General features: G+C 62.0%; 25 protein-coding genes. 15 read left to right on the plus strand and 10 right to left on the minus strand.

The genetic code is table 11. The features are described 5' to 3' along the window. Window positions 1–46: 46 nt before the first annotated feature. The 3 genes from repC to repA all read right to left on the minus strand — a co-directional run bounded on the left by repC (window position 47) and on the right by repA (window position 3,546). Window positions 47–1,198, minus strand: a complete 1,152-nt coding sequence (gene repC, locus ACGYLD_RS13500) for a plasmid replication protein RepC (protein ID WP_394402832.1) — start codon at window positions 1,196–1,198, stop codon at window positions 47–49. Window positions 1,199–1,375: 177 nt separating this feature from the next. Continuing rightward, window positions 1,376–2,371: a plasmid partitioning protein RepB gene (gene repB / locus ACGYLD_RS13505; RefSeq protein WP_271693936.1), complete on the minus strand. Its 996-nt coding sequence runs from the start codon at window positions 2,369–2,371 to the stop codon at window positions 1,376–1,378. Continuing rightward, window positions 2,371–3,546, minus strand: coding sequence for a plasmid partitioning protein RepA (repA, locus tag ACGYLD_RS13510; protein ID WP_067266546.1), 1,176 nt, complete (start codon window positions 3,544–3,546; stop codon window positions 2,371–2,373). Before repA ends, repB begins: the two co-directional genes overlap by 1 nt. Before the next feature lie 450 nt (window positions 3,547–3,996). On the opposite strand from repA, the gene ACGYLD_RS13515 reads away from it, so the two are divergent. The 3 genes from ACGYLD_RS13515 to ACGYLD_RS13525 are packed head-to-tail and all read left to right on the plus strand — an operon-like array spanning window position 3,997 to window position 6,220. Beyond that, a complete protein-coding gene (locus tag ACGYLD_RS13515; RefSeq protein ID WP_271690280.1) occupies window positions 3,997–4,701 on the plus strand; it encodes an ABC transporter permease in 705 nt (234 codons plus the stop codon). Next, window positions 4,698–5,411: an ATP-binding cassette domain-containing protein gene (locus tag ACGYLD_RS13520; RefSeq protein WP_271693937.1), complete on the plus strand. Its 714-nt coding sequence runs from the start codon at window positions 4,698–4,700 to the stop codon at window positions 5,409–5,411. The genes ACGYLD_RS13515 and ACGYLD_RS13520 overlap by 4 nt, the downstream gene beginning before the upstream one ends. Continuing rightward, the gene (locus ACGYLD_RS13525; RefSeq protein ID WP_394402834.1) at window positions 5,408–6,220 is read left to right on the plus strand and encodes a substrate-binding domain-containing protein; all 813 of its coding nucleotides are present in this window, start codon (window positions 5,408–5,410) and stop codon (window positions 6,218–6,220) included. Before ACGYLD_RS13520 ends, ACGYLD_RS13525 begins: the two co-directional genes overlap by 4 nt. Window positions 6,221–6,262: 42 nt before the next feature. Here ACGYLD_RS13525 and ACGYLD_RS13530 read toward each other — a convergent pair whose 3' ends face one another. The 5 genes from ACGYLD_RS13530 to ACGYLD_RS13550 are packed head-to-tail and all read right to left on the minus strand — an operon-like array spanning window position 6,263 to window position 10,727. Then, window positions 6,263–6,748 (minus strand): DUF6505 family protein, encoded by a 486-nt coding sequence (locus tag ACGYLD_RS13530; protein ID WP_394402836.1) that lies wholly within the window; start codon window positions 6,746–6,748, stop codon window positions 6,263–6,265. Continuing rightward, window positions 6,745–7,461: a biotin/lipoate--protein ligase family protein gene (locus tag ACGYLD_RS13535; protein WP_271693940.1), complete on the minus strand. Its 717-nt coding sequence runs from the start codon at window positions 7,459–7,461 to the stop codon at window positions 6,745–6,747. The genes ACGYLD_RS13530 and ACGYLD_RS13535 overlap by 4 nt, the downstream gene beginning before the upstream one ends. Then, the gene (gene apbC, locus ACGYLD_RS13540; RefSeq protein ID WP_271693941.1) at window positions 7,458–8,528 is read right to left on the minus strand and encodes an iron-sulfur cluster carrier protein ApbC; all 1,071 of its coding nucleotides are present in this window, start codon (window positions 8,526–8,528) and stop codon (window positions 7,458–7,460) included. The genes ACGYLD_RS13535 and apbC overlap by 4 nt, the downstream gene beginning before the upstream one ends. A 5-nt stretch (window positions 8,529–8,533) precedes the next feature. After that, on the minus strand, window positions 8,534–8,737 hold the full coding sequence (locus ACGYLD_RS13545; RefSeq protein WP_271693942.1) for a DUF6494 family protein: 204 nt from the start codon (window positions 8,735–8,737) through the stop codon (window positions 8,534–8,536). A gap of 25 nt (window positions 8,738–8,762) precedes the next feature. After that, a complete protein-coding gene (locus ACGYLD_RS13550) occupies window positions 8,763–10,727 on the minus strand; it encodes a 4Fe-4S binding protein (protein WP_271693943.1) in 1,965 nt (654 codons plus the stop codon). Window positions 10,728–11,108: 381 nt separating this feature from the next. Here ACGYLD_RS13550 and ACGYLD_RS13555 point away from each other — a divergent pair, with 381 nt between their 5' ends. The 12 genes from ACGYLD_RS13555 (at window position 11,109) to ACGYLD_RS13610 (ending at window position 22,067) form a co-directional block, all read left to right on the plus strand. Further along, window positions 11,109–11,648: a DUF3305 domain-containing protein gene (locus ACGYLD_RS13555; RefSeq protein WP_271694054.1), complete on the plus strand. Its 540-nt coding sequence runs from the start codon at window positions 11,109–11,111 to the stop codon at window positions 11,646–11,648. Then, window positions 11,645–12,277 (plus strand): DUF3306 domain-containing protein, encoded by a 633-nt coding sequence (locus ACGYLD_RS13560; RefSeq protein ID WP_271693944.1) that lies wholly within the window; start codon window positions 11,645–11,647, stop codon window positions 12,275–12,277. The genes ACGYLD_RS13555 and ACGYLD_RS13560 overlap by 4 nt, the downstream gene beginning before the upstream one ends. Continuing rightward, window positions 12,274–12,882, plus strand: coding sequence for a molecular chaperone (locus ACGYLD_RS13565; RefSeq protein ID WP_271693945.1), 609 nt, complete (start codon window positions 12,274–12,276; stop codon window positions 12,880–12,882). Before ACGYLD_RS13560 ends, ACGYLD_RS13565 begins: the two co-directional genes overlap by 4 nt. A 65-nt stretch (window positions 12,883–12,947) precedes the next feature. Continuing rightward, entirely contained in the window at window positions 12,948–13,160 is a 213-nt protein-coding gene (locus ACGYLD_RS13570; protein ID WP_067266573.1) for a twin-arginine translocation pathway signal protein, read from the plus strand. Window positions 13,161–13,261: 101 nt separating this feature from the next. After that, the gene (locus tag ACGYLD_RS13575; RefSeq protein ID WP_271693946.1) at window positions 13,262–16,249 is read left to right on the plus strand and encodes a formate dehydrogenase subunit alpha; all 2,988 of its coding nucleotides are present in this window, start codon (window positions 13,262–13,264) and stop codon (window positions 16,247–16,249) included. Between the two features lie 12 nt (window positions 16,250–16,261). Then, window positions 16,262–16,855 carry a formate dehydrogenase FDH3 subunit beta gene (gene fdh3B / locus ACGYLD_RS13580; protein WP_067266580.1) on the plus strand — a complete coding sequence of 198 codons (594 nt, stop codon included), beginning with the start codon at window positions 16,262–16,264 and terminating at the stop codon, window positions 16,853–16,855. A gap of 67 nt (window positions 16,856–16,922) precedes the next feature. Then, window positions 16,923–18,122 (plus strand): formate dehydrogenase subunit gamma, encoded by a 1,200-nt coding sequence (locus tag ACGYLD_RS13585; protein ID WP_276154053.1) that lies wholly within the window; start codon window positions 16,923–16,925, stop codon window positions 18,120–18,122. Window positions 18,123–18,156: 34 nt separating this feature from the next. Further along, window positions 18,157–18,282 (plus strand): hypothetical protein, encoded by a 126-nt coding sequence (locus ACGYLD_RS13590; protein ID WP_259950196.1) that lies wholly within the window; start codon window positions 18,157–18,159, stop codon window positions 18,280–18,282. Between the two features lie 17 nt (window positions 18,283–18,299). After that, window positions 18,300–19,655, plus strand: coding sequence for a sigma-54 dependent transcriptional regulator (locus ACGYLD_RS13595; RefSeq protein ID WP_271693948.1), 1,356 nt, complete (start codon window positions 18,300–18,302; stop codon window positions 19,653–19,655). 244 nt (window positions 19,656–19,899) lie between these two features. After that, window positions 19,900–20,658, plus strand: a complete 759-nt coding sequence (locus tag ACGYLD_RS13600; RefSeq protein WP_394402840.1) for an amino acid ABC transporter substrate-binding protein — start codon at window positions 19,900–19,902, stop codon at window positions 20,656–20,658. A 3-nt stretch (window positions 20,659–20,661) separates the two neighbouring features. Beyond that, entirely contained in the window at window positions 20,662–21,336 is a 675-nt protein-coding gene (locus ACGYLD_RS13605; protein WP_394402842.1) for an amino acid ABC transporter permease, read from the plus strand. Next, window positions 21,333–22,067, plus strand: coding sequence for an amino acid ABC transporter ATP-binding protein (locus tag ACGYLD_RS13610; protein ID WP_394402844.1), 735 nt, complete (start codon window positions 21,333–21,335; stop codon window positions 22,065–22,067). Before ACGYLD_RS13605 ends, ACGYLD_RS13610 begins: the two co-directional genes overlap by 4 nt. 248 nt (window positions 22,068–22,315) lie before the next feature. Here ACGYLD_RS13610 and dctP read toward each other — a convergent pair whose 3' ends face one another. Then, a complete protein-coding gene (gene dctP / locus ACGYLD_RS13615) occupies window positions 22,316–23,404 on the minus strand; it encodes a TRAP transporter substrate-binding protein DctP (RefSeq protein ID WP_067266589.1) in 1,089 nt (362 codons plus the stop codon). Between the two features lie 19 nt (window positions 23,405–23,423). Beyond that, a complete protein-coding gene (locus tag ACGYLD_RS13620) occupies window positions 23,424–24,719 on the minus strand; it encodes a TRAP transporter large permease subunit (RefSeq protein WP_394402907.1) in 1,296 nt (431 codons plus the stop codon).

A 24,719-nucleotide genomic window follows, 5' to 3' on the forward strand; every position in this document is an offset into this window, starting at 1 on the left:
ATTGCCAGACGAAAGTTAACCTAAGTCACTGTAAAACCTATGATTTTCAAATTGTCAGCTGACAATTTCGCTGGTTTGCCAAAGCTGAGACCATCGGACCAAGGGAAAACGCACCATTTCGGGCCATCTGCGTCAAACGCCTCAGATAAGCTCCGGGGCTACGGATCGTCGCGGCTTTCTCAAGCAAGCAAAGGACCGTCACCGCAGCGCTCTCCGCGCCCATGTCTCGTTTTGCCTCATTTAACACAGGTGGGTCAATCCCAAGCATCGGCGCAATCCGGTCTCCGACCTGCACAAGGTCTCCCCAGTTACGCATCGCGTCCGGGAAAAAGCTCCGAGCCTCTGTGCAGGCATCTACGACAACCGCCAATGATACGCCTTCTTCTTTCTCAGAATAATCAGGTTCGTCTTTGTCAGCCGTACGCTGGTTCTTATTGCCTTTGCCGCGCTCTTCAGAGTCAAAATAGGATTTATCTGAATCCTGTATGTGCCGCTCATTTTCGCCGTCGTTGGCGCTCATTTGATCCGTAAGCGGGGCAGGGGGGACGGGTGCTGTTTCACCCATAGACTCCTTTCCACGGGCATTTTCAAGTGCCACTAGGAGCGCCGTCTCAAGCTGAGACAACGCCATTTCATCCGATTTGCGCCGCAGAATCCGGCCCGCCTCATCAGCCAATCCCTCGCCGCAACCCTCACGGATCAGCGCATGCCGGAGGACCAGAACGCGGTCCCTCAGCGCCTGCAAGCGATCCCGCTCCGCCTCGGCCGCCTGAGCTGCCGTCTCGATCATTTCTGCCTGCACCACGAGGGGGGCGAGATCAAACCCAAAGGCCAGCGCAATCGCGCCCCCTTGGTTTCGCGCAAAACGCTTTCGGTTGGGGCTATCATGCCGCGCAATCAGGCCCACGCGGACCAACTGCGCCAGATGCCGCCTCAGAGTGCTCTCGGGCATACCGTGAAGCCGTTCAGAGAGTCGGGCGTTTGAGGCGAATACAATGCCTTCAGCGCCATGTGGAATATGCCGGCTTGGTAGGAAACTCAGCAAAGCCTTCAATACGGTGAGAGTGCGGTGAGACAGCTCGAAAGCCTCTGCCGCGGTTGTCAGCCGGTCGAGCAAAGCCCATTTATCCGGCCCCTTGCATTCCACTTGGGTAGCCGATTTCGGCCGCCCGAACGCAGTTCGGAACGTGTTTTCCATCTAAAATCACGAAAGACAACAAAATACCGGCCCTATCCCATCGGGTAGAGTTGACATCGATAAATCTTTGGGGCTATCTCGAAGGTGCAAAGTTTGAGAAGGGCCTTCCGGGATTTATCCTGGGGGGCTTTTTTTTGTGGTCTTGGATGTGCCTCCTGTTGCTACTTCCTCAATGTCTCACGCGCGGGTCTTTTGCCAGCGGTCGTGAATCTCCTGCAAAAGCTCTTCTGCATGTGCATCGAGCCATTTATCAAAACCTTCCGCTGCGCGGGCGGGCACGGTGACCGTGACACCACGCTTGCCGCTGCGAATGTCCGCCAGCGCCTTGCCATCCCTGCTCCGAAGCGTGCGGGGCTTGGCCGATGGGGCAGGGGAGGCGGCAGACTTTTCAGGGGTCGTCGAAGCCTCGGCGAAAATCGCCTCAAACCGCTCATCCGAGGTGAACCCGTCCCAATCGGGCCGCGCCATTCGTTTTTCTGCCCGTTCTTTCGCGCTCGTTTGTTCAAACAATTTGACCAGTGCCATCCAGCGATCACGCCCGATGGATGGCGCCGACCCGATCTGACGCAGAAAGGGCAGATCGAACGCATGGCCCACCTTGAGCATCCGGCTGACCATTGGCAGGTCGATCGAAAGCGCATCCGCAATTGTCTGCCGGTCATGCCCCCCCGCATCGAGTTGCGCCGCAAAACTCGCTTTCTCGATAAAAGAGAGATCCTGACGGGCCGTGTTCTCTTGGCCCTGCGCCATCACCAAAGCGTGGTCATCCAACTGACGCACCATCGCTTTGACCGGCATCCCAAGCGCTTTCAAAGCCTGAAGTCGCCGCCGCCCGTAGACAATCTCGAACCGGCCCGGGGTGTCCGGATGCGGCCGAACCAGAACCGGGACCTGCTGGCCATAGGTCTTTAGACTGTCATGAAGCTGCTTCTGAGCCTGCGTATCAGTCCCTAGCCGGTCTTCGACGCCGGCCATATCAATCAGGTTGCAGTCCAATTCTTGAACTGCATTCTCTTGCATCCGGTTCAACGACGACTGAAGCGCCCCAACCGCTCCGCGGGGCATGAGGCTAGGCTTGCTCCGGCTCTTCTTCGGCTCTAACGTGGGCGTTTTCGGCGGCTCCGTCTTTGGAGATTTCGCTGGCGCGGATGATAGAATACCTTTACGTGCCATTACCGCCCCCATGCTTTCTGGATCATGCTTTCGATCTCATCATTCACAAGATTGAGTGAATCCACCGCGCGGTCATAGGTTGTCCGATGAAACTGCGACCGGTCGACCTCATAGATGGTCTGATGGGTCAGCCCCGCGTCAGAAATCGCAGTGGATTTCAGCATCGGGGCCACCATGACTTCCTCGTCAAAGAGTTGCCGCAAGAAGGATAGAACCTGCTGCTGCGGCCCGTCATTCGGCTCATAGCGGTTGATAAGGAAGCGCAGGAAGTCGAACTCCATGCTTGCCCCCGCGTTAGAGACGACATCGAGCAGATCGGCGCTCATCTGAAGGAATTGCGACATGGATGCGACGTCGAGCATGTTCGGGACCACTGTGATCAACACACCCGTCGAGGCGCAGAGCGCCGACATGGTCAGATAGCCCAATTGCGGCGGACAATCGAAGATAACCACGTCGTAATTCTGCTCTACATCCTGCAAGGATGTCGCCAGACGCGCGAAAAATGGAGGCTGCGTATTGTTAAGCAGTGCCTGAGGCGTTTCGTGCTCGAACTCCTGCAGCATCAAGCCGCCCGGGGCCAAATCAATGCCGGTAAAGAATGTGTTTTGGATCACATCGGCCAAGGGGACGGGATCATCATAGCGGATCGCATCGTAAATGGTGCCAGAATTCAGGAAATCATACTCCGGCCGATAGCCAAACAGAGTTGTTAAAGACGCTTGCGGGTCGATATCGACACAGAGCACGCGATAGCCTTTAAGGGCCAACCGCTGTGCCGCGTGGATCGCGCTCGTGGTTTTGCCGCTGCCGCCTTTGAAGTTCAAAAAGGACAATACTTGTAGTTTGTCCCCCTCACGACGACCGCGCTGATAGGCGCCGCGGGTTTTAGCGGTGGATTCCAATGTCCGTCGGATCGACAGTAGATCGTCCGCACTGTAGTGCCGCCGCCCGCCGGGGCTGGTCTGGACATCGACGATCTTATTGTCGAAATGGAGTTTGCGAAGGAAGCTCGTAGAAATGCCAAGTAATTCAGCGGCTTCCCCGGCGGAGAAGCGGCGCAACTCCTTGCGCGCGTCGGGCGCAAAGACCTTCAGCATGTGACTTTCCAACGCCTCGGAAAGCGTTTCCGCATTACGACGGATCCGTGTATTGATGTGTACCGTGTCCGTCACATCTGCCCTCGCTCTCAGTAACGCTATTATTCGGTAGCGCTTTTGTTTCCGTTACTTAATGCGATTGGAGCGAAGCTTGCAATAGATTCTTGCGGAAGGAGAGGGCAAGGCGGCATTAATTATCTGGCCAAACGCAAAGATAGAATGTCCCACTCGACAGAAGTGACTGTAGATAAACAATAAAACTATTCTTGCGGCAAAAGGCCCTCGCCAACCACGAGTGAACCCCACGCGCGCGTCCGCTCCCCCTTGTTAGAGCCACATCCTTCCTTTCGCGGGAATCACAGGTGGGTCAACTTGACCTTCTGTCCTTCTGAGCGAGGTAAATCAAAGCCAGCCTGTCTTCCTGGGTATTTTCACGCCGGCAGGCTCTGGCGTCCGAATGATAGTCCTGACACTCTGCGCGGGCGATGGGGCCGCGGGCTCCTATTCGGGGGAGGCCTCCGCGAGATGGTCGATATTTGGAGCGGTATCACGCAGGCCTTTTGGCTTGTCTTTACCTTTGATGCCGAGCTGGTGGAGATCGCCGGCCGGTCTCTTCGTGTCACCCTCTCTGCCTTGGCTGTTGCCTGCCTGATCGCGCTGCCCCTCGCCGCTTTGGTCGCCGTCAAACGGTTCCGCGCGAGGCGGTTGGTCATTGCGATATTGAACGCGCTCATGGGGCTGCCGCCGGTCGTGGTCGGGCTGATCGTCTATGTGGTTCTCTCCCGCTCCGGGCCGCTTGGGGTATTCGGACTGCTCTTCACTCCCACGGCGATGATCATCGCGCAGGTGATCATTATCGTGCCCCTGATCGCTTCCATCGCGCATCAGTCGATCCGTGAGCTTTGGCAGGAATATCATGACCTTCTGATTTCGATGAATGTCACGCAGGGCCAGAAGATACGCACCCTGCTCTGGGACTCTCGCCGCGCGTTGCTGACTGCGGCACTTGCGGGGTTTGGCCGCGCGATTGGTGAGGTCGGAGCGATCATGATCGTCGGCGGCAATATCGACCATGCGACGCGTGTGTTGACCACGGCCATCGCGCTTGAAACCGGGAAGGGGGAGTTCGCCCTGGCGCTCGCCCTTGGGTTTGTGCTGATCGGGCTTGCGGTGGCGGTGAACCTCGCCATCCATTGGCTGGGCCGGACGGAGCGGGAGGGCCGGTGGTGACGCAACTTTTCCCGATGCAAACCAAAGCGATCGAAAGCCGCAGGCGTGGGCAGCGGCTGGTCGGGCCGATCGATCTGACGCTGGACGGGCAGGGCGCTACGGTTGTGATGGGGCCGAACGGCGCAGGGAAGACCACGCTGTTGCAACTGTTGCACGGCACGGCGCGGCTGTCGGCTGGAAAGATTGACTGGGCTTGCTCGACCGAGGAGGCGCGGCATCACCAAGCATTTGTCTTTCAGCGCCCGGTCATGCTGCGACGTACGGTGCTTGAGAACCTCATCTACCCCTTGCGCCTGCGCGGCGTGTCAAAGGCCCACGCACGAAAAGAAGCCGAGGAATGGGCCAACCGCGTCGGGTTAGAGCCACTTTTGGGCCGCGCGGCCCCGGTGCTCTCGGGCGGTGAGCAGCAAAAGCTGGCCCTTGCCCGTGCGCTGATCTGCAAGCCTAAATTGCTGTTTCTGGATGAGCCCTGTGCCGCATTGGACGGGCGCGCGACGCGAGAGATCGAGGCGATTTTGCAATCGGCGAAATCGACCGGCACGCGGCTGATCCTATCGACACATGACCTTGGCCAAGCCCGCCGTTTGGCCGATGACGTTTTGTTTCTGCTGGGGGGGCGTCTGCATGAGGCCGGTCCCGCAAATGTGTTTTTCAACCGACCTGAGACCGCAGAGGCTCAGGCATTTCTAAGAGGAGATATCGTAGAATGAAACATTGGATGATTGGCGCAATTTCCGCGCTGGCGATGAGCAGTGCCGCGCAAGCCGCGGATGTGATGAAGATGGCGGTGACCACCTCGTTCAACAACTCGGGCCTTGCCGACGTGCTCCTACCCGAGATCGCGGCGGACCTGGATCTGGACGTTCAACTGCTGGTCGTCGGCACCGGCCAAGCGATCAAATTGGGCGAGGCGGGCGACGTGGATGCGATTCTCGTCCATTCGCGCAAGGCGGAAGAAGCCTTTGTCGAAGGTGGCTTCGGCAGCCACCGGACTGAGATCATGTATAACGATTTCGTCTTCATCGGGCCGAAAGACGATCCGGCGGGCATCGAAGGATCAGATGCGGCCACGGTTGCTTTGGGCGCAATCGCCGAGGCGGAGACTGCCTTCGTGAGCCGGGGGGACGACAGCGGCACCCATAAAAAGGAACTGTCCCTCTGGGCCGAAGCGGGCCTTGACCCGGCGGCATTCGGGGATTGGTACAACGCTGTCGGCGCGGGCATGGGCGCCGCGCTCAACACCGCGTCGGGGATGCCCGCCTATGTCATGTCGGACCGCGCGAGCTGGCTGAACTTCGGAAACAAAGGCGATCTGACGCTGCTCTACGCGGGCGATCCAGTTTTGTTCAACCAATATGCCTATCTGCCGGTAAATCCCGAAATGCACGGCCATGTGAAAAACGAACTGGCCCTGAAGCTAGAGGATTGGCTGACATCAGATCGCGCGAAAACCTTGATCAATGACTACAAGATCAACGGTGAGACGCTCTTTGTCTTCAACGCGGCAGAGGCTAAATAGCCTTTGTTAGAGACCATCCGCGCCAGCCGGGGCGCGGGTGGTTCATTCGGGCAGGTCGCCGTGGATCGCGAATTGCTCGAGGCCTGCGTCCTGCGGCTGGATCATGCGGAAGCTTTCGCGCACGCCCGCCTCGGTCAACTCGCGCGCGACGGTGAGCAGGCAATTGGGCGCGTGGTCGGCGCAGAGATCGACCATCTGCGCCAGTTCCTCCTTCGCCACGGGGCGTGCCGCATCGACCGAGGGCGCGCCGTAGTATGTCACGAAATGCTGCGCCAGCAGGGCGGCGAGCGCCTCGACCTCGGCCTCTTCGATCTGGGTGACGGCGACGAAGGTGACGCGGCCGAGGGTCTCCAGCCCCAGCCAGCCGTTGGCGAAAGCTTGGCGTGCCTTGCCGGTGAGATCACCCTCGGTCCAGTCCGAGAACTCGAACCCGCCCGAGATGCACCATTCGCCGGTGCGGGCGGGGGAGGCGAAGACGTTGCGGTCGCTTTCGTCGAAATGGATCGCGCGGGCGAGTTTGAGGGTCATGGGGCGGGCTCCAATAGGGTGGTGAGCGGGATGAGACGGGTGGTCTCTTTGTCCCGCAGTAACATGCCGAAGTCCTCGTCGACACCGATGAATCTACCGCTTTGGCCCTGCACGGTCACCTGTGTGTCGAGGTCGAAAACCAACCCGCGCCATTCACTATGCAGCGCTTTCGGGCCGAGGTCCTCCCAGCGGTTGATCCAATGCAAACTGTGCCGCGCCCAGGATTCCACGAGGGCAGGGGGCTGCACTTCGGCGCAGCCCTCGGCATAGAGCGCGGTCCGGTCGGGGGTAAGACCGGTTTGAGTCATCTCGGGATCGTCGGCGGGGAAGAGCGGCAGGGTGAAGCCCACGACGAGCCAGTCGGGGACCGCCTCAGCGTCACTCGTGGACGCCACCGTGCGAAAGCGGCCACAGGAGGCGCCGTTGAGGCGAATGCCGCCGTCCCAGTCGAGCTGCACCGCCACCTCAGGCGGCGACAGCGCGCCGAGTGCATTTTGGAAGCCCACCCCGCAGAGCGGCAGCATCGCCACGGCGCGCGCCAGCGGCACCTCGGGGGCGAAGACCAGCGCGGCCTCGATCTCCGTCTCGCCCAACCGGTAGCAAATCAGCCCCGCGTCGCAGCCCTCGGCCGCGCGGGCGCAGGCGGCGGCGAGGGCATCGCCCGTCACCGCCTCGCCCGACATCAACGGGGGAAAGGACAGGTCTTCGCTCATGCCGCGCCGCTGTCGACCAATGTCTTGGCGATGGCGTGGAAAGCCGCGGCTTGCTTGCTGTCGGGCTGGCTCACGGTGATCGGCGCGCCGCCGTCGGAAGCAAGCCGGATCTGCAGGTCGAGCGGCACTTCGGCGAGCAGCGGCACGCCCCATTTCTCGGCCTCGGAGGCGACACCGCCGTGACCGAAGACATGCTCCTCGTGGCCGCAGTTGGAGCAGACATGGGTCGACATGTTCTCGATCATGCCGAGGATCGGCACCTTGAGTTGGTTGAACATGTCGATGCCCTTACGGGCGTCGATCAGGGCCACATCCTGCGGGGTAGAGACGATCACCGCGCCGTCGACCTGCGCCTTTTGCGCCAGCGTCATCTGCACGTCACCGGTGCCCGGCGGCAGGTCCACGATCAGCACGTCGAGCGCGCCCCATTGCACCTGCGTCATCATCTGCTGCAGTGCGCCCATCAGCATCGGCCCGCGCCAGACCACGGCCTGATCCTCGTTGGTCATGAGACCGATGGACATCATGGTGACGCCGTGGTTGCGCATCGGCAGGATGGTCTTGCCATCGGGCGAGGCCGGACGGCCCGAAACGCCGAGCATCCGCGGCTGGCTGGGGCCGTAGACATCCGCGTCCAAGAGGCCCACGCGGCGGCCTTGGGCCGCGAGCGCACAGGCGAGGTTCGCCGAAACGGTGGATTTGCCGACACCGCCCTTGCCCGAGGCCACGGCGATGATCCGGTCGACACCGGGGATCTTCTGCGGGCCCGCGGGCTCTGCCTTGCGTTGCGGCTTGAGGTCCGGGGGCGGAGCCTTCTCGCTGTGGCCGGTCAGCACGATGGAGACTTTCGAGACCCCCTCGACCTGCGCCAATGCAGCTTCTGCTTGCGTCTTGGCTTCCTCATAAGCCTTGGCCTGCGCGGGTGGAATTTCCATCACGAAACGCACCGCGCCTTCGGCGTCCACGTTTAACGCGCGCATCACGCCGCTGGCCACGATGTCGGTGCCCGTGGCCGGATCGGTCACGGTCTTCAATGCGGTCAGAACCGCGTCTCTGCTGGCAGTCACGTCGCTTATGCCTCGCCCTTGTCCGCACCGGCGATGGTGCCGTCGACCGTATGTTCGAGACCCAGTTCCGGGATCGAGATCACGGCCTTGACCGGGAAGGTCTTACCGGCGGTGTCATGGTCGCGCATGGCCTTCTCGATGGCCTGCTGCGAGGTCACGCCGACCTGTTTGAGAAACTTGCGCATCGACATGTTGAAGTCTTCGCTCATGGGTAGCTCCTGTGTTGGGGGCGGCCTAGTGGTCGCGCCGTTTGGAGAGGTAATCGTCGGTGGTGCGGGGGCGGGGACGCTCCGCGCCCATCATCGGGTTATTAGTGCTATGGTACTGCGCGTTGATCCGGCAGTCATCGCACATCTGGATCATCCGCAGCTTGGCCTCGTCGGCGAACATCGAATGGCTGCGCAGCTTGTCTGTGATCCGCTCGACGGTGGATTTCACGCCAAAGAGGTTGCCGCATTCGATGCAGGCAAAGGGTTCTTCCTCGTTCAGCACCCGCTGGCTCAGCGCCGCCTCCGTGAGGTCAAGGCGCGGTTCCAGCGCGATGGCGTCCTCGGGGCAGACATTGGCGCAAAGGCCGCATTGCAGGCAGGCGTCTTCTTGGAACCGCAGTTGCGGCAGGTCAGGGTTGTCGCCCAAGGCGCCCGAGGGGCAGAGCGAGACGCAGGAGAGGCAGAGCGTGCAGGCCTCCTTGTCCACGAGCACGGCGCCATAGGGCGCGCCGGCGGGGAGGTCGAGCACCTCGGCCTCGGGGTTCAGCGCGCGCGCGGATTGGCGGGCGATCTGGCGGCGGCTGCCCATGGGGCGCACCGGTTGGGCCACAGGCGCGGGCGCTTCGGCGTCGTAGAGGATGTCGGTCAGCGCCTCGGGGTCGGGCGTGTCGATGAGGGACATCCGCGCCTCGCCCGCGATGGCGCGGGCCAGCGCGGTCTGGGTCTCGATGGCATCCCGGTCGGCCTTGGGGCCGAGGAGGAGCGAGACATGGGCGAAACCGGCGGCGAGGGCGGCGAGCGCCTCGGCATGGCCGAAGGCGGCGAGCGCGTCGAGTTCCATCGGGATGACGTCGGCGGGCAGTCCGCGGCCATGGCGCGCGGCGAGGCGGATCATCTCGGCCCCGTGGGCGTCGTGGACCAAGAGGCGCGGCGCGTCGCCGCCCGCTTCGAGATAGGCGCGCGCCAGCGTCTGCACTCGGCGCATGGTGAAATCGACGGGCGGCGCGTCATAGCTGATCGCGCCCGAGGGGCAGGCCGAGGAACAGGCGCCGCAGCCCGCGCAGATCATCGGATCGACGGTGACGTGATCGCCGTCGGGGGTGATCGCGCCGGTGGGGCAAAGGTCGAGGCAGGCGGTGCAGCCGATCTGCCCGGCGCGGGAATGGGCGCAGAGCAGCGGCTCGGTGCGCACGTAGAGCGGTTGCTCGAAGGTGCCGGTGAGATGCGAGGCGGCGAGCACGGCAGCGGCCACGGCGGGCGGGTGGCCCGGATCGGCGCGCAGGTAGCCTTCGCGTTTCTCATGTGCGGGGAAGAGCGGCGTCTCGCCGCGCAGGTCGAGGATGATGTCGCATTGGCTGCGCGCGCCGTCGCGCGGTTCGGTCCAGCTTAGCGGGCCACGGCCGCGCGGATCGACCTGCCGCAGCGCGTCGATCACCACTTCGAACTGGCCAAGCGCACCCTTGGCGCGGCGCAGCTTGCCGGAGATCAGATCAAAATCGCGAACCTCGGGCAGGCTGTCGTCAGCCTCGGTCACCGCGTCGTCCATCAACAGCGTGACGCTGAGGTGGTCCTTGAGTTGCGCCGCCGCTTCCAGAGCCGCCGGGCCACGCCCGACGATCAGGCAAAGACCTTCCGAGGCGACGTCGATGGTTTTTTCAGCCGGAACGTCCAACAGCGCTTCCGTCGCGAGGGCGGACATTTTGGGTAGTTTGTCCCGGGGGTCATCGGACCATCCGGCCCTGTCGCGGAGGTCCAATAGGGGGGCAGGGGGCAGGCCCAATTCCTCGGCCAATTCGGTAAAGACCCGCTCTTCTTGGGTGCAGCATAAAATCGCATCGCCAGCGGTGAGCGCCTTGGCCGCGCGGTCGATCTGGGTGGTGCAAAGGGCCGAACAGGGGGGGGAGACCGCCAAACCGCTACGCTCGGCCAATGCATCGGAATCGATACGCTGCGACCCTGCGCAATCGCATGTTATCAATGTCTTGGCCATGAATTTTCCCTTATCTCGCCCGTCAATCCGCAGCCTCTCCGGCGGCGGCTGAGGCCCCAAGCTAGACGGGATTTGCCACCCCCTACAACCGAAATTCGCCCCGCGACCGCGTCGCGACAGGGGCGATCGGCGGGGCGGCGCGGCTCCTTGCCGCCCGGGTGATTCGATATCGGCGATTTGCCTGTTTTCCGATCAAAATACTCAAGTTAGACAAATAGGCCGAGGCACCATTGACGGGCAGAACCGGCGGGCCATCTTGTCTCGAAAGCCGGGTTTTTCGGGCCTCGGCGCGGATTAGCGCTTCCCCCGGACCGGGCTTTCCGGCGAAGGTCTTCGAAACGGAGGAGCGACTTGATTCACAACCCGACAATGTATCGGACGATGCCCTTGGGCATTGTGCTGCGGCGCGCGCCGGGTGTGACCCGTTGGGCCAAGTGGAGCTGGAAAGCGACCGCCGTGCTGCCCGGTGCTGAAAAAGCGGATTGGCGTGAGCTGCGCCGCGAGGGTGAGACTGTCGAATACCACGCCGCGACCCTCAAGCTGGAGCTCCACGGCGCCGAGACCGAAGCCTATGTGCACGGGCTGGGCGCGGATGTGCCGTGTGTTTATGTCGTCATGCGCCCCATCCCCGGCGCGACGGACCGACCCTTCAAACTCGCCCTTGTGACCGCATCGCCCTATGAGGCGCAGGACTATTGCGACAGCGCCGAAGAGGTCGTGGAAAAGGTCGCGATGACGCCGGGGTTGATCGCATGGGTGCAGGCATTCGTCGAAGAGTTCCATCAAGAGGAAGCCTTCGTCAAACGCCGCCGGGATCGTCTGCGCACCGATCGCAAGCAAGACGGTATCGGCGACCCGCGCATCGAAAAGCCCGCTGACATCTACGCCTCGCCCGCGTTAAAGCGAAAGCGTCTGGCATGAGCGGTTTCTGGCAAAAGCGCCGCGCCGCCGTCGCCGCCGAGGCGGAGGCCGAAGCGCGGCTTCACGAAGCCCGCGCCGCTGCCGCCGAAGAGGCCGCGCTGGCTGAGCGCAGCGATGATGATCTCTTGGCCGAGTTCGACCTGCCCGCGCCTGAGGATCTGGTGAGCGGCGAACAGCTACGTGCCTTTCTCAAGGCGCAACTGCCGCAACGGCTCAAGACCCGTGCGCTGCGCAGTTTTTGGAAAACCAATCCGGTGCTCGCCTGCCTCGACGGGTTGAACGACTATGACGACGATTACTCAGCGGCAGCCACCGCTGGAAAGCCGGTCAATACGATCTACAAAGTGGGCCGGGGCATGGTCGCGAAGGTCGAAGAGGTGCTGACCGCCGAGGGCGACGCGCCGGAAGAGGTGGCTGAGGCAGAAGCGCCCGCGCTGGCACCGACCCATGATGTCGTCGTGCCGGGCCCACGCCGGACCGAAACGGCTCTGGCTCAAGACGCACCTTACGAGGCGCAGACGGTGACCCCCGAAGAAGACGCCGAGGCGCAGCCTGCGCCAACCCACCGCCGCATGCGGTTTCACTTCGCCAGCGATCTGGCACAGGACATGGAAGGTAGCAGCGCATGACCCAATTGGCCGCGACGCCCCTGCCCGAAGAAGACCGCCTGCGCGCGGACCTCTACAACTTCATGGGGCTGATCCTTTCCGGCCCGCCGGATCAGATCCTGCTGGATCAATGTGCCGCCCTGTCGGGCGATGACAGCGAATTGGGGCAGGGGTTTAAAGCGCTCTCCAAACTGGCCACCAAGACCAAACCCGCGGGGGCCGAGAGCGAGTTCAACCGGCTCTTTATCGGTTTGGGGCGGGGCGAACTGTTGCCCTATGCCAGCTTCTACCTCACCGGCTTTCTTAACGAAAAGCCGCTGGCGGCACTGCGCCAGGACATGGTCGCGCGCGGGTTGGAGCGTGCAGCGAATGTGTTCGAGCCCGAAGACAACATCGCCTCATTGATGGAGATGATGGGCGCGATGATCGCAGGCCGTTTCTCGGCCCCCGCCACGGTGGCGCAGCAAAAGACATTCTTTAACCGGCATATCGCGCCTTGGGCCGGGCATTTCTTTGCCGACCTCGAAGGCGCGAAAAACTCGGTCTTCTACGCCCCGGTGGGCAAGATCGGCCGCGCCTTCATGCAGATCGAGGCCGAAGCCTTCCGGCTGAGCAAAGACGACTAGACCAAGCGGGATGAGACAGGCGGGGCCGCGCGCCCCTGAACAAGAGACGTAACAGGAGAGAGAAGATGACACGCAAGCCAGAGGGATCCACCGACACAGCCGTTCGCAAGGATCGGCGCGACTTCCTGAAATTCGCGGGCAGCGCCGCGCCTTTGGCCGCCGTCGCCGTGGCCACCACCGGGACCGAGGCCGAAGCGGCCAAGGCGCCCGACCTGTCTTCGGACCGTATCCAAGACACCGAACACACGCGGGCCTATTACGCCGCTGCGCGGTTCTGACCAGATAACCGGGGCGCGGCCCCGAAAATTGGCAGGGCGACAACGCCCGCCGTTCAATAGCCACCTCAGGCGGGGCCAGCCCGCGCATAGGGAGTGAAGATATGTTGAGGAAAAAGACCAATGGGGTCGCCCGGTCTGCGCAGCGGACAGGCATCTTGTCCGATGTGGCGCGCAGCGGTATTGACCGGCGCGCGTTCCTGCGCGGCTCGGGCCTTGCCATCGGTGGACTTGCCGCAATCGCGGGCACCGCGGGCAGCGTGCAACAGGCCAGCGCCGCCACCGCCGCCGTCAGCGGCAAGATGGAAGTCAAGAAATCCGTCTGCACCCATTGCTCGGTCGGTTGCACCGTCATCGCCGAAGTGTCGGACGGTGTTTGGCTGGGTCAGGAACCCGGTTGGGACAGCCCCTTCAACCTCGGTGCACACTGCGCCAAGGGCGCCTCGGTCCGTGAGCACGCCCATGGCGAGCGCCGCCTGAAGTACCCGATGAAAAAGGTCGGCGGCGAATGGCAGCGGATCTCTTGGGATCAGGCGATCAACGAGATCGGCGACAAGATGCTGTCGATCCGTGACACCTCTGGCCCGGATTCGGTTTACTGGCTGGGCTCGGCGAAACACTCCAACGAACAGGCCTATCTGTTCCGCAAGTTCGCGGCCTACTGGGGCACCAACAACGTCGACCATCAGGCACGGATCTGCCACTCCACCACCGTGGCGGGCGTGGCGAACACATGGGGCTACGGCGCCATGACCAACAGCTACAACGACATCCACAAGTCGCGTGCGATCTTCATCATCGGCGGCAACCCAGCCGAGGCGCACCCGGTCTCGCTTCAGCACGTGCTGAAGGCGAAGGAAGAAAACAACGCGCCGCTCATCGTCTGCGACCCGCGCTTCACCCGCACCGCAGCCCACGCGGATGAGTATGTGCGGATGCGCCCCGGTTCGGACGTGGCACTGGTTTGGGGCCTTCTCTACCACATCTTCGAGAACGGTTGGGAGGATGAGGAATTCATCCGTACCCGTGTCTGGGGCATGGATGAGATCCGCAAGGAAGTCGCCAACTGGACGCCCGACGAGGTCGAGCGCGTCACCGGCGTGCCCGGCTCCCAGCTTGAGCGCGTCGCGCGCACGCTGGCCAACCACCGTCCCGGCACCGTGATCTGGTGCATGGGCGGCACGCAGCACACCAATGGCAACAACAACACCCGTGCCTACTGCATTCTGCAGCTGGCCCTTGGCAACATGGGCACCGCGGGCGGTGGCACCAACATCTTCCGCGGCCACGACAACGTGCAGGGTGCCACCGACCTTGGCGTTCTGGCCGACACGCTGCCGGGCTACTACGGTCTGTCCGATGGCTCTTGGGCGCATTGGGCGCGCGTTTGGGGCGAGGATCTAGAGTGGATCCAGAGCCGTTTCGCCGCTTGGACCGATGGCGCAGGCGAAGAGCAGCGCATGATCAACCTCACCGGCATCCCGGTGTCGCGTTGGATCGACGGCGTGCTTGAGGATCGTGAGAACCTCGAACAGCCCGACAACACCAAAGCGATGGTGCTCTGGGGCCACGCGCCGAACTCGCAAACCCGTCAGGGCGAGATGAAAACAGCGATGGAGAAACTCGACCTCTTGGTTGTGGTCGACCCATACCCCACCGTTTCCGCCGTTCTGCATGACCGCACCGAAGACACCTATCTTCTGCCGGCCTGTACGCAGTTTGAAACCTCTGGCTCGGTCACCGCATCCAACCGCTCGCTCCAGTGGCGCGAAAAGGTCGTGGAGCCACTGTTCGAAAGCCTGCCCGACCACACGATCCTCTATAAGTTCGCCAAGAAGTTCGGCTTTGAAGATCGCATGTTCCGCAACATCGAGGTGAATGGTGAAGAGCCGCTCATCGAAGACCTGACGCGCGAGTTCAACAAAGGCATGTGGACCATCGGCTACACCGGGCAGTCGCCAGAGCGGATGAAGATGCACATGCAGAACCAGCATACTTTCGACAAAACCACCCTGCGTGCCGTTGGTGGCCCGGCGGATGGCGATTACTACGGCATGCCATGGCCCTGCTGGGGCACGCCCGAGATGAAGCACCCGGGCACCGCGAACCTCTACGACATGTCGCTGCCGGTGGCCGATGGTGGCCTGACCTTCCGCGCGCGTTTCGGCGTGGAGCGTGATGGTGAAAACCTGCTGGCCGAGGGCGTCTATTCCAAAGGGTCCGAGATCAAGGACGGCTATCCCGAGTTCACCATGCAGATGCTGATTGACTTGGGTTGGGACAGTGATCTGACAGCGGATGAGCGTCGCATCATCGAAGCCGTCGCCGGTTATGAAGCGCCGCAAAACGCCGATGACGGGCAGGCGGAGGTCGGTGAAACCTCGCAACAGGGTGAGATCGATTCCGATTATGTGGCCCAAGTCGGCGGCATCAACTGGAAGACCGACCTGTCGGGCGGCATCCAGCGGGTGGCGATCGCGCATGGCTGCGCCCCCTTCGGCAACGCCAAGGCCCGCTGCGTGGTCTGGACCTTCCCCGATCCGGTGCCGAAACACCGCGAGCCGCTCTACTCGAACCGGCGCGATCTGGTGGCGGATTATCCGACCTATGACGACAAGACCTTCTGGCGGGTGCCGACGCTCTATGCGTCGATCCAAAAGAACGACTTCTCGCAGGAATTCCCGATCATCCTCACCTCTGGCCGTCTGGTCGAATATGAGGGCGGCGGGGATGAGACCCGGTCGAACCCATGGCTGGCCGAGCTGCAACAGAACATGTTCATCGAGATCAACACCCGTGACGCCAACAACCTCGGCGTGCGCGACGGGTCCGATGTCTGGGTCGAAGGCCCGGAGGGCGGCAAGATCAAGGTGATGGCCTTGGTCACCGAACGGGTGGGCGAGGGCGTGGCCTTCATGCCCTTCCACTTCGGCGGGCACATGGGCGGCGTCAGCCTGCGCGACAAATACCCCGACGGGGCCGACCCGATCGTGCTGGGCGAAAGCACCAACACCGTGCAGACCTACGGCTACGATTCAGTCACGCAAATGCAGGAGACCAAAGCGACTCTCTGCAAGATCATGCCAGCGTAAGGAGACAAGAGAATGGCAAGAGCGAAGTTTCTCTGCGATGCCGAGCGCTGCATCGAATGCAACGCCTGCGTCACGGCTTGTAAGAACGAACACGAGGTGCCTTGGGGCATCAATCGCCGCCGCGTGGTGACCATTCAGGACGGCCAGCCGGGCGAACGCTCGATTTCGGTCGCCTGCATGCACTGCTCAGACGCGCCCTGCATGGCGGTCTGCCCGGTGGATTGTTTCTACCAGACCGACGACGGCATCGTGCTGCACTCCAAAGACCTCTGCATCGGCTGCGGCTACTGCTTCTACGCCTGCCCCTTCGGCGCGCCGCAGTACCCGCAGGCTGGCAACTTCGGGTCGCGCGGCAAGATGGACAAATGTACCTTCTGCGCCGGTGGCCCCGAAGAGAACCACTCTCAGGCTGAGTTCCAGAAGTACGGTCGCAACCGGATCGCGGAAGGCAAGCTGCCGATCTGCGCCGAAATGTGCTCGACCAAGGCGCTGCTGGCCGGTGACGGGGACATGGTCTCCGACATCTACCGCGAGCGCGTGGTCGCACGCGGCTTCGGCTCCGGCGCTTGGGGCTGGGGCACGGCTTACGAGCAAAAGGGCCAGTAACGGCTTTCGGGGGCGGCCTGATCGGGCCGTCCCTTTTCTCCATATCTGTCTAGCCGGGGGATTTCCCATGCTGCGCCACCTGATGGCTCTTTTCATTCTCGCCTTGGCCGCGCTGCCGGTCAGCGTCACGGCGCAGGACGTGCGCCTGCCTGAGAACGCGACCCCCTCGGCCATCGACCGCGCTAGCACCGGCGGCGCGCAGAACTTGGCCGATATCGAACGGCGTCAGAACGGCGCAGAGATCGACGATGGGTTCCGGCGCAACAATCTGGGCGGCGATGCGGCCACGGTGCCAAGCCTTGGCCCGCTCGGCGGACGCTCCGACCCCGACCTCTGGCGCGGCATCCGCTATAACGAATTGCCCGTGCGCGTGAGCACGATGAACAAGACGGGCCGCGTCCTTGTTCAAGACAACGGGATGTGGTGGCAGCAATTCCGCGAAGGCCCACTTGCGACCTATGGCGCTTGGCTGCTCGCCGGGACGCTGGCCGTTCTGCTGCTCTTTTACCTTTTGCGGGGCCGGATCCGCATCGAGGGCGGCAAGGTCGGGCGCACCGTCACCCGCTTCAAAGCCATTGAGCGTTTCGCGCATTGGATGCTGGCGGGCTCGTTCATCCTGCTCGCGCTGACGGGCTTGGCCACGCTCTTTGGCCGCAAGGTCGTCATCCCTTTGCTGGGGCATGAGTTCAACTCGACCCTGTTGACCGGGTCGAAGTTCATCCACAACAACGTCTCATGGGCCTTCATGATTGCGCTCGTCATGGTCTTCGTCATGTGGATTTGGCACAATATCCCGAACAAGACCGATTGGGTCTGGATCAAACAGGGCGGCGGTTTCATCGGTGACAAACACCCGCCCGCCAAGAAGTTCAACTTCGGCCAAAAGATCGTCTTCTGGGCCGTGATCCTGCTGGGCTTCTCGGTCTCGCTCTCGGGGCTGTCGCTGCTCTTTCCCTTCGAGATCCAGCTTTTCGGGCATACGTTCAACATCATCAATGACATCGGCATGGCCGAGGCCGCAGGCTTTGGTCCGCTTCAGGGCGATCTGACGCCGCACGCCGAAATGCAATATGCCCAGCTGTGGCACGCGATCATTGGCTTTCTGATGATGGCGGTGATCTTGGGCCATATCTACATCGGGACGCTCGGCATGGAAGGCGCTTTTGACGCCATGGGCAATGGCGAGGTCGATGAGCGTTGGGCCGAACAGCACCATTCGCTCTGGCTCGATGAGGTCAAACAAGACAAACGGACCCCCGCAGAATGACGGGCGGCGGCGTTCAAATCAAAGGAGTCGCGCGATGAAAGCCATGTTGGCAGGGTTTCTGGGCGTCGCGGTGATCGGCGTCGTGGCCTATTTCGGGCTGCATGAGATAGGCTTTTCCTCCGCCGAGGTCTATTCAGGTGAAAACGTCCGGCTGGACTGACACCAAAGAGGCATATCATGGCGGCAGGCGATGAATACGGCGGCACGCTCGAAGGCGCGTCGATCCTTGTGATCGACGACGAACCGGGGATGCGCCATTTCCTCACCAAGATATTGGAGCCGCGCGTCAAACGCGTGGCCCAAGCGGCTTCTCCTGCGGAGGCCACCAAGCTCTTGGACGAGGCGCATTTCGATGTGGTCGTGCTGGACAATGTCATGCCCGGCAAGACCGGTCTGGAATGGGTCGTCGAACAGCGCCGCAAGGGGTTCTACGCCGACACGGTCCTGATCACCGCCTATGCAGATCTTGAAACTGCCATTGCCGCGCTGCGGGCAGGCGTCAGTGATTTCGTGCTGAAACCTTTCCGGGCGAACCAAATCCTCGGCGCGGTGTCGCGCACATTGGACCGCAAGAACCTGCGCCGCGACAACACCCTGCTCAGGCGCGAGTTGCAGGGTGGCGCGGCGGTGCAGATGCTCGGCAAGTCCGAGGCGCTGTCGAAGGTCCGCGGCATGCTCAACCGTCTTGCCCCGGTGCCGACGCCGGTGCTGTTCACCGGTCCCAGCGGCACGGGCAAGGAGTTGGCCGCGCGGCAGTTGCACCAGATGTCCGACCGCGCCGATAATCCCTTCGTCGCGGTGAATTGCGCCGCCATCACGCCGGACCGGATCGCGCCCGAACTCTTTGGCGCGGTGGAGGGAAATGAGACCCTGCAACCGGGGCTGTTCCTTTTGGCCGACGGCGGCACGTTGTTTCTTGACGAAGTGGCGCAGATGCCGGAGCAGCTACAGGCGGCGCTTTTGCGGGTGTTGGAAGACCAGCGCATCCGGCCCGACGGGGCAGAGCGGGAGATTCCGCTGAACCTGCGGTTCCTGTTCGCCACCAACGCCGACCTGCCCAAGGCGGTGGAAGAGGGGCGTTTCCGCGCCGACCTCTATCACCGCATGAATGTGGTCGAGGTCGCGATGCCGCCGCTCAAGGACCGGTCCGAGGATATCGTCGAACTGGCGGCGATGTTCATGCAGCAGTTTTCGACCGCGCTCGGCATGCCCGCGCTGCGCTTGGACGCGGAGACTTTGCTGAAACTGCGCCGTTACGACTGGCCGGGGAATGTGCGCGAATTGCGCAATCTGATCGAACGCTCGGTGATCCTTGGCAGCCTGCCCGAAGCCTTTGCGGGCCATGGCGCGGTCGATGGGCCGCGGGCGATCGAAGACCTCGAACTGGTCACGCAGCGCCATATGCTGCACATCCTTGATCTGTCGAACGGCAACCGGGCCGAGGCCGCGCGCCGCTTGGGCGTGTCGCGCAAAACCGTCGACCGCAAGCTCGCCGCTTGGGCCGCCGAAGGGTTGGATATCGAGGCGCTTTGACCCTGATAAAGCTATGCGAAACGCGCATATCCGTTCCACGTGTGGGGAATCTGCGTCGGTTTCGTGGAATATCAGTCTGTTCTGGGTATTGATCTAAGAAGATTATCCTGCCGCAGGCGTTTCCCTAGACCCGTTATTCCATCTGAACCGATCCTACCCGCCAAACGTTCCTGTTTCAGCGATGGTGTTGAAGCGGGCGGCCCCCGGTGACATCTGAAGCGCAAGCGTTAAAGGAGTAAATTCAATGCTGAAACAGATCGTTACCGCCACCGCGCTCGCCGCGGTCACCGGCACCGCAGCCTTTGCCCAAGACAATGACACGCTCCGCGTCGGCATGTCGGGCGGCTATTTCCCCTTCACCTTTGTGAAGCAGGATGTGCTTCAGGGGTTTGAGGTCGATGTCATGAACGCCGTTGGCGAAGAGGCAGGTTTTGAGGTCGAGTTCGAGACTATGGCGTTCTCCGGCCTGATCGGCGCGCTGGACGCAGGCCGGATCGACACGATTGCCAACCAAATCACCATCACGCCCGAGCGTCGGGAAAAGTTCGCCTTTACCGCGCCTTATGTCTTTGACGGTGCGCAGGTCGTGACCAAAGAGGGCAACGAAGAGATCGGCGGCGTCGAAGACCTGCGCGGCAAGACCGTTGCGGTGAACCTTGGGTCGAACTTCGAGCAGCTTTTGAACGAACTCGCCTTCGCGGATGAGATCGAGATCAAGACCTATGAGTCCAACATCGCCCAAGATACCGCGCTTGGCCGGGTCGATGCCTTTGTGATGGACCGGGTTTCCTCGGCGCAGCTCATTCAGGAAAGCCCCCTGCCGCTGCAACTGGCGGGCAAGCCTTTCTCTGAGATCCGCAACGCCCTGCCGTTCCAAGACAATGACGAAGGCCGCGCGCTGCGTGACCGTGTCGACACCGCGCTGGAATCCCTGCGCGAAGACGGTACACTGGCCGAAATCTCGGACAAGTGGTTCGGCACAGACATCACCAAAGCGGAGTAACCCATGCGGGCGCTAGACCTTGACTACATGCTGGGGCTGGTGCCCGTCATATTGGGCTACGTACCGCTGACCTTGTTCATGGCGGTGGCGGGGATGGCGTTCGCACTCATCCTCGCCTCGCTTTTGGCGGTCGAACGGGTTGTGAAAGTGCCCGTGCTCGACTGGTTCGTGATCGTTTTCATCAGCTTCTTCCGCGGCACGCCGCTACTGGTGCAACTGTTCCTCTTTTACTTCGGTCTGCCGCAGGTGCTGTCGTTCCTGACCAATATCAGCGGTGTGACTGCCGCCATCATGGGGCTGACCCTGCATTTTGCCGCCTATATGGCCGAAAGCATCCGCGCCGCGATCATGGGGGTGGACCGCAGCCAATGGGAGGCCGCCCAGTCCATCGGCATGACCCAAGGTCAGATGATGTGGCGGATCATCCTGCCACAGGCCGCCCGGATCGCCGCGCCGACGTTGGTGAATTATTTTATCGACATGATCAAAGGCACCTCGCTCGCCTTTACCCTCGGCGTGACCGAGATGATGGGCGCCGCGCAGAAAGAAGCCGCAGGGAGCTTCCTTTATTTCGAGGCCTATCTCGTGGTGGCCATGATCTATTGGGTCATCGTCGAAGCGCTGAGCCAAGTGCAAAAGCGGCTTGAAACCTATCTGAATAAGGCGTTCGTGCGATGATTGATATCACTGGCCTGACCAAAGATTTCGGCGGCGCGCCGGTTCTGGACGGCATTGATTTGCAGATTGCCGAGGGCGAGCGGGTGGTCGTGATCGGCCCCTCCGGCACCGGCAAGTCGACCCTGCTGCGCTGCCTCAATTTCCTCGACGTGCCGCAAGAGGGGGTCATTCGCATTGGCGATGTGACTGTCGATGCCGCCAAGGCGCGCAAGGCGGATATTCTAGCGCTGCGCCGCCGGACGGCGATGGTGTTCCAGAACTACGCGCTTTTCGCCAATAAGACGGCGAAAGAGAGCATCATGGAAGCGCTCGTCACGGTGCAGAAACGGCCCAAGGCCGAGGCCGAAGAACGCGCGCTCTCGGTTCTGGCTGAGACCGGCTTGGCCGATAAGGCCGACAGTTTCCCGGCGGCGTTGTCTGGCGGGCAGCAACAGCGTGTTGGCATTGGTCGTGCCATGGCGCTCGGGGCGGAACTGATGTTGTTCGACGAGCCGACCTCGGCACTCGACCCTGAATGGGTGGGGGAGGTGCTCGACCTGATGCGCGCGGTGGCAGAGCGGAAGCAGACCATGCTGATCGTGACCCATGAAATGCAGTTCGCGCGGGAGATCGCGGATCGGGTGATTTTTATGGACGGCGGGAAGATTGTTGAGAGCGGTGCGCCGTCGGAGATCTTCGGCGCGCCGAAGGATGCGCGGTTGCAGAAGTTCTTGAAACGGGTCGAGGGGTAGGGTGATTTTGCCACCGGGGCCGGCATCAAGCCGCAGGCGCCGGGCCATCGCCTGCCCGCCCCCCGGGTAGGCGATTTGGTGAGGCTGGGTGCAACCTCGCGAAAGCACTTCATGGCTGAGGGATAAAGTGGCAGCATCTAGCGTTTGATCGCCGACCCGCGGGCAGGCGATGGCCGTCGATCTTCTTCCCCAAACGCAAAAAGGCCCGCCATTTGGCGGGCCTTTCCGTTTAAACCTGATGGCTCAAATCACTCCGCGCAGGCGCGGATCTTCTCGATGTCCGGTCCATTCGGCGTGCGGCCCAGGTTGAACGGAGCCGACGCGTCACGCCATTTGGCGTAGTCGTTCAGATACTCCAGCTGGCTCAGGTAAACCTTAGCGGAATCGGGGTTCTCGCAGGCGGTCTCTTCGATGGTCTCGTTCGCCATCTCTTGAACCTTGGTCAGCGTCTCGTCATCGTAGCGGTTGATTTCGATGCCAGCGTCGAGGAACTGCTGGTAGGCTTCGGTCGCGCGCTTCTCGGTGAAAGACAGCGACCAAACGAGGTTGGCCTGCGCTGCAATCTCAAGCGCTTCGCGGGTCTCGTCCGACAGGGCGTCCCATGCGCCTTTGTTGATCATCACACCGAAGATCGAGGCGGACTGGTGCCAGCCCGGTGTCGCCCAGTATTTGGTGACCTGCTGGAAACCGCCCGAGAAGTCGACGTTCGGGGTCGAGAATTCCGCGCCATCGATCACGCCGCGCTCGAGCGACTGATAGATTTCGCCGCCAGCCATGGAGACCTGCGAACCGCCCAGTTTTTCCAACAGACGGCCCTGCTCCAGACCCGACAGACGCAGACGCTTGCCCTTGAGGTCCTCCAGCGTGACGATCTGTTCGTTGGTGCGGAAGCCGGATTCGTTGTTGGTCACGCCGTAGGGCAGATAGACCATGCCGAACTTGCCGTAGATCTCGTTATAAAGCTCTTTGCCGCCCCATTGCTCGATCCAGTTGACGTAGTCGACCGCGTTGAACAGGCTCGCCGTGGTCGCCAGCGGCGAGAAGGCAGAGTTGCGGCCCGCCCAGTAACCGGGCCAGTCGGCGCCAGCCTGTACGGTGTTGGATTCAACCGCGCCGAACACTTCGCCCGCGGGCACGAGGGAGCCACCTTCGAAGAATTCGATTGTCAGGTCGTCGCCGGTCAGCTTGTTGGCCAGATCGACGAAATGCTTGTCGATCTCGATCAGTTCCAGCGAAGTGGGCCATGTGGTGGTCATGGTCCAGCTGTCTTGGGCCGCGGCCTGCGTGGCAACGCCCGCGCAGAGTGCCAGACCGGCAAGGGTTGATTTCAATTTCATAATCTCTCTCCTCCGTTGATTATTTTGTATAGAGCGTTTCCGGCAGCCAGGTGACAAGCTGCGGGAACAGGGCGATGGCCACACACATCATCAGGATCAGACCGATGAAAGGCAGCACGCCGACGATGATATGCGACGTCTTGACCTCACGCGGGGCGATGGCGCGCAGGTAGAAGAGCGCATATCCAAAGGGCGGGGTCAAAAAGGACGTTTGCAGAACCACCGACATTAGGACGACGAACCACAGCAGGCTCACGTCCATCTCCTGCACGATCGGCAGGAAGATCGGAAAGGACAGTAGCACGATGCCAGTCCAGTCGAGGAAGGCCCCGAGGATGAAGACGATGAACATCATCATCGCAAGCAAGAGCCAAGGCGCCATGTCGAGGTTGCGGATGATCTCCTGCGTGGCGCGCAGACCCCCGGTGATGTTGAACACGCCCGTAAAGGCGGTGGCGCCAACGACGATAAACAGGATCATTGCTGAGGTGCGCCCGGTCTCCAACATCGCGCCGTAGAAGGAGGCCCAGCTGAACTTGCCGCGCATGATAACGATCACCAGTGCCAGCGCCGCACCGATGGCGGAGGCTTCGGTCGCCGTGGCGATGCCCGCGAGCAGGGAGCCCAGAATGCCGAGGATCAGCACGAGCGGCGGCACGGCTTCGATGAGCAGCATACGCAGGAGGGCGGGTTTCGAGATTTTCTCATCCGGCTCGACGGCGGGGGCCATGTCGGGCCGGACCACGGCGACGACGAAAACCCAGACCGCATAGAGCAGCCCCAGCACCACGCCCGGCACCATGGCGCCCGCGAAAAGCTCTCCCACCGAGAGAGGGGAATAAGAGGCCATGAGGATCAACATGATCGACGGCGGGATCAGAATGCCCAAACAGCCTGATGCCGCGATGACCCCGGTGGTCAGGGTCGGGCTATAGCCATATTGCAGCATGGGGCGCAGGGCCATCACGCCCATCACGGTGATCGAGGCGCCGATGATACCCGTGGTCGCGGCGAGCAGGATCGAAATGAAAACCACCGCCAGCGCCAGACCGCCGCGGATGTTCGACATCAAAAGCCGCAGTGATTCGAACATCTTATCCGTCACGCCCGAATCGGACAGGAACCTTGCCATCAAGATGAAAAGGGGAATTGCGATCAGCGTGAAGTTGTCCAGCACATCGCCGAAAATCCGGTTGATGACGATGCCCAGCACCATCGGTTTGCCGGCGATGACAGCGCCCAAAACGGCGGTGCCGCCCAGAACGAAGGCCAGCGGGTGGCCCATGAAAAGGCCCAGCAAAAGCAGGCCGAACAT

The sequence above is a fragment of the Sulfitobacter sp. 1A12056 genome (genome assembly GCF_043558125.1).
Lineage (GTDB): Bacteria > Pseudomonadota > Alphaproteobacteria > Rhodobacterales > Rhodobacteraceae > Sulfitobacter > Sulfitobacter faviae.

Bases quoted from the DNA above. Each gene is read 5' to 3' on its own strand.
- ACGYLD_RS13535 (WP_271693940.1), bottom strand. From the start codon at position 7,461: ATGAGCGAAGACCTGTCCTTTCCCCCGTTGATGTCGGGCGAGGCGGTG.
- ACGYLD_RS13560 (WP_271693944.1), top strand. From the start codon at position 11,645: ATGAGCGGTTTCTGGCAAAAGCGCCGCGCCGCCGTCGCCGCCGAGGCG.
- ACGYLD_RS13555 (WP_271694054.1), top strand. From the start codon at position 11,109: ATGCCCTTGGGCATTGTGCTGCGGCGCGCGCCGGGTGTGACCCGTTGG.
- ACGYLD_RS13585 (WP_276154053.1), top strand. From the start codon at position 16,923: ATGCTGCGCCACCTGATGGCTCTTTTCATTCTCGCCTTGGCCGCGCTG.
- ACGYLD_RS13610 (WP_394402844.1), top strand. From the start codon at position 21,333: ATGATTGATATCACTGGCCTGACCAAAGATTTCGGCGGCGCGCCGGTT.
- ACGYLD_RS13565 (WP_271693945.1), top strand. From the start codon at position 12,274: ATGACCCAATTGGCCGCGACGCCCCTGCCCGAAGAAGACCGCCTGCGC.
- repB (WP_271693936.1), bottom strand. From the start codon at position 2,371: ATGGCACGTAAAGGTATTCTATCATCCGCGCCAGCGAAATCTCCAAAG.
- ACGYLD_RS13575 (WP_271693946.1), top strand. From the start codon at position 13,262: ATGTTGAGGAAAAAGACCAATGGGGTCGCCCGGTCTGCGCAGCGGACA.
- ACGYLD_RS13525 (WP_394402834.1), top strand. From the start codon at position 5,408: ATGAAACATTGGATGATTGGCGCAATTTCCGCGCTGGCGATGAGCAGT.
- ACGYLD_RS13550 (WP_271693943.1), bottom strand. From the start codon at position 10,727: ATGGCCAAGACATTGATAACATGCGATTGCGCAGGGTCGCAGCGTATC.
- ACGYLD_RS13595 (WP_271693948.1), top strand. From the start codon at position 18,300: ATGGCGGCAGGCGATGAATACGGCGGCACGCTCGAAGGCGCGTCGATC.
- ACGYLD_RS13545 (WP_271693942.1), bottom strand. From the start codon at position 8,737: ATGAGCGAAGACTTCAACATGTCGATGCGCAAGTTTCTCAAACAGGTC.
- repC (WP_394402832.1), bottom strand. From the start codon at position 1,198: ATGGAAAACACGTTCCGAACTGCGTTCGGGCGGCCGAAATCGGCTACC.
- dctP (WP_067266589.1), bottom strand. From the start codon at position 23,404: ATGAAATTGAAATCAACCCTTGCCGGTCTGGCACTCTGCGCGGGCGTT.
- ACGYLD_RS13620 (WP_394402907.1), bottom strand. From the start codon at position 24,719: ATGTTCGGCCTGCTTTTGCTGGGCCTTTTCATGGGCCACCCGCTGGCC.
- fdh3B (WP_067266580.1), top strand. From the start codon at position 16,262: ATGGCAAGAGCGAAGTTTCTCTGCGATGCCGAGCGCTGCATCGAATGC.
- ACGYLD_RS13515 (WP_271690280.1), top strand. From the start codon at position 3,997: ATGGTCGATATTTGGAGCGGTATCACGCAGGCCTTTTGGCTTGTCTTT.
- ACGYLD_RS13570 (WP_067266573.1), top strand. From the start codon at position 12,948: ATGACACGCAAGCCAGAGGGATCCACCGACACAGCCGTTCGCAAGGAT.
- ACGYLD_RS13530 (WP_394402836.1), bottom strand. From the start codon at position 6,748: ATGACCCTCAAACTCGCCCGCGCGATCCATTTCGACGAAAGCGACCGC.
- ACGYLD_RS13600 (WP_394402840.1), top strand. From the start codon at position 19,900: ATGCTGAAACAGATCGTTACCGCCACCGCGCTCGCCGCGGTCACCGGC.
- ACGYLD_RS13590 (WP_259950196.1), top strand. From the start codon at position 18,157: ATGAAAGCCATGTTGGCAGGGTTTCTGGGCGTCGCGGTGATCGGCGTC.
- ACGYLD_RS13605 (WP_394402842.1), top strand. From the start codon at position 20,662: ATGCGGGCGCTAGACCTTGACTACATGCTGGGGCTGGTGCCCGTCATA.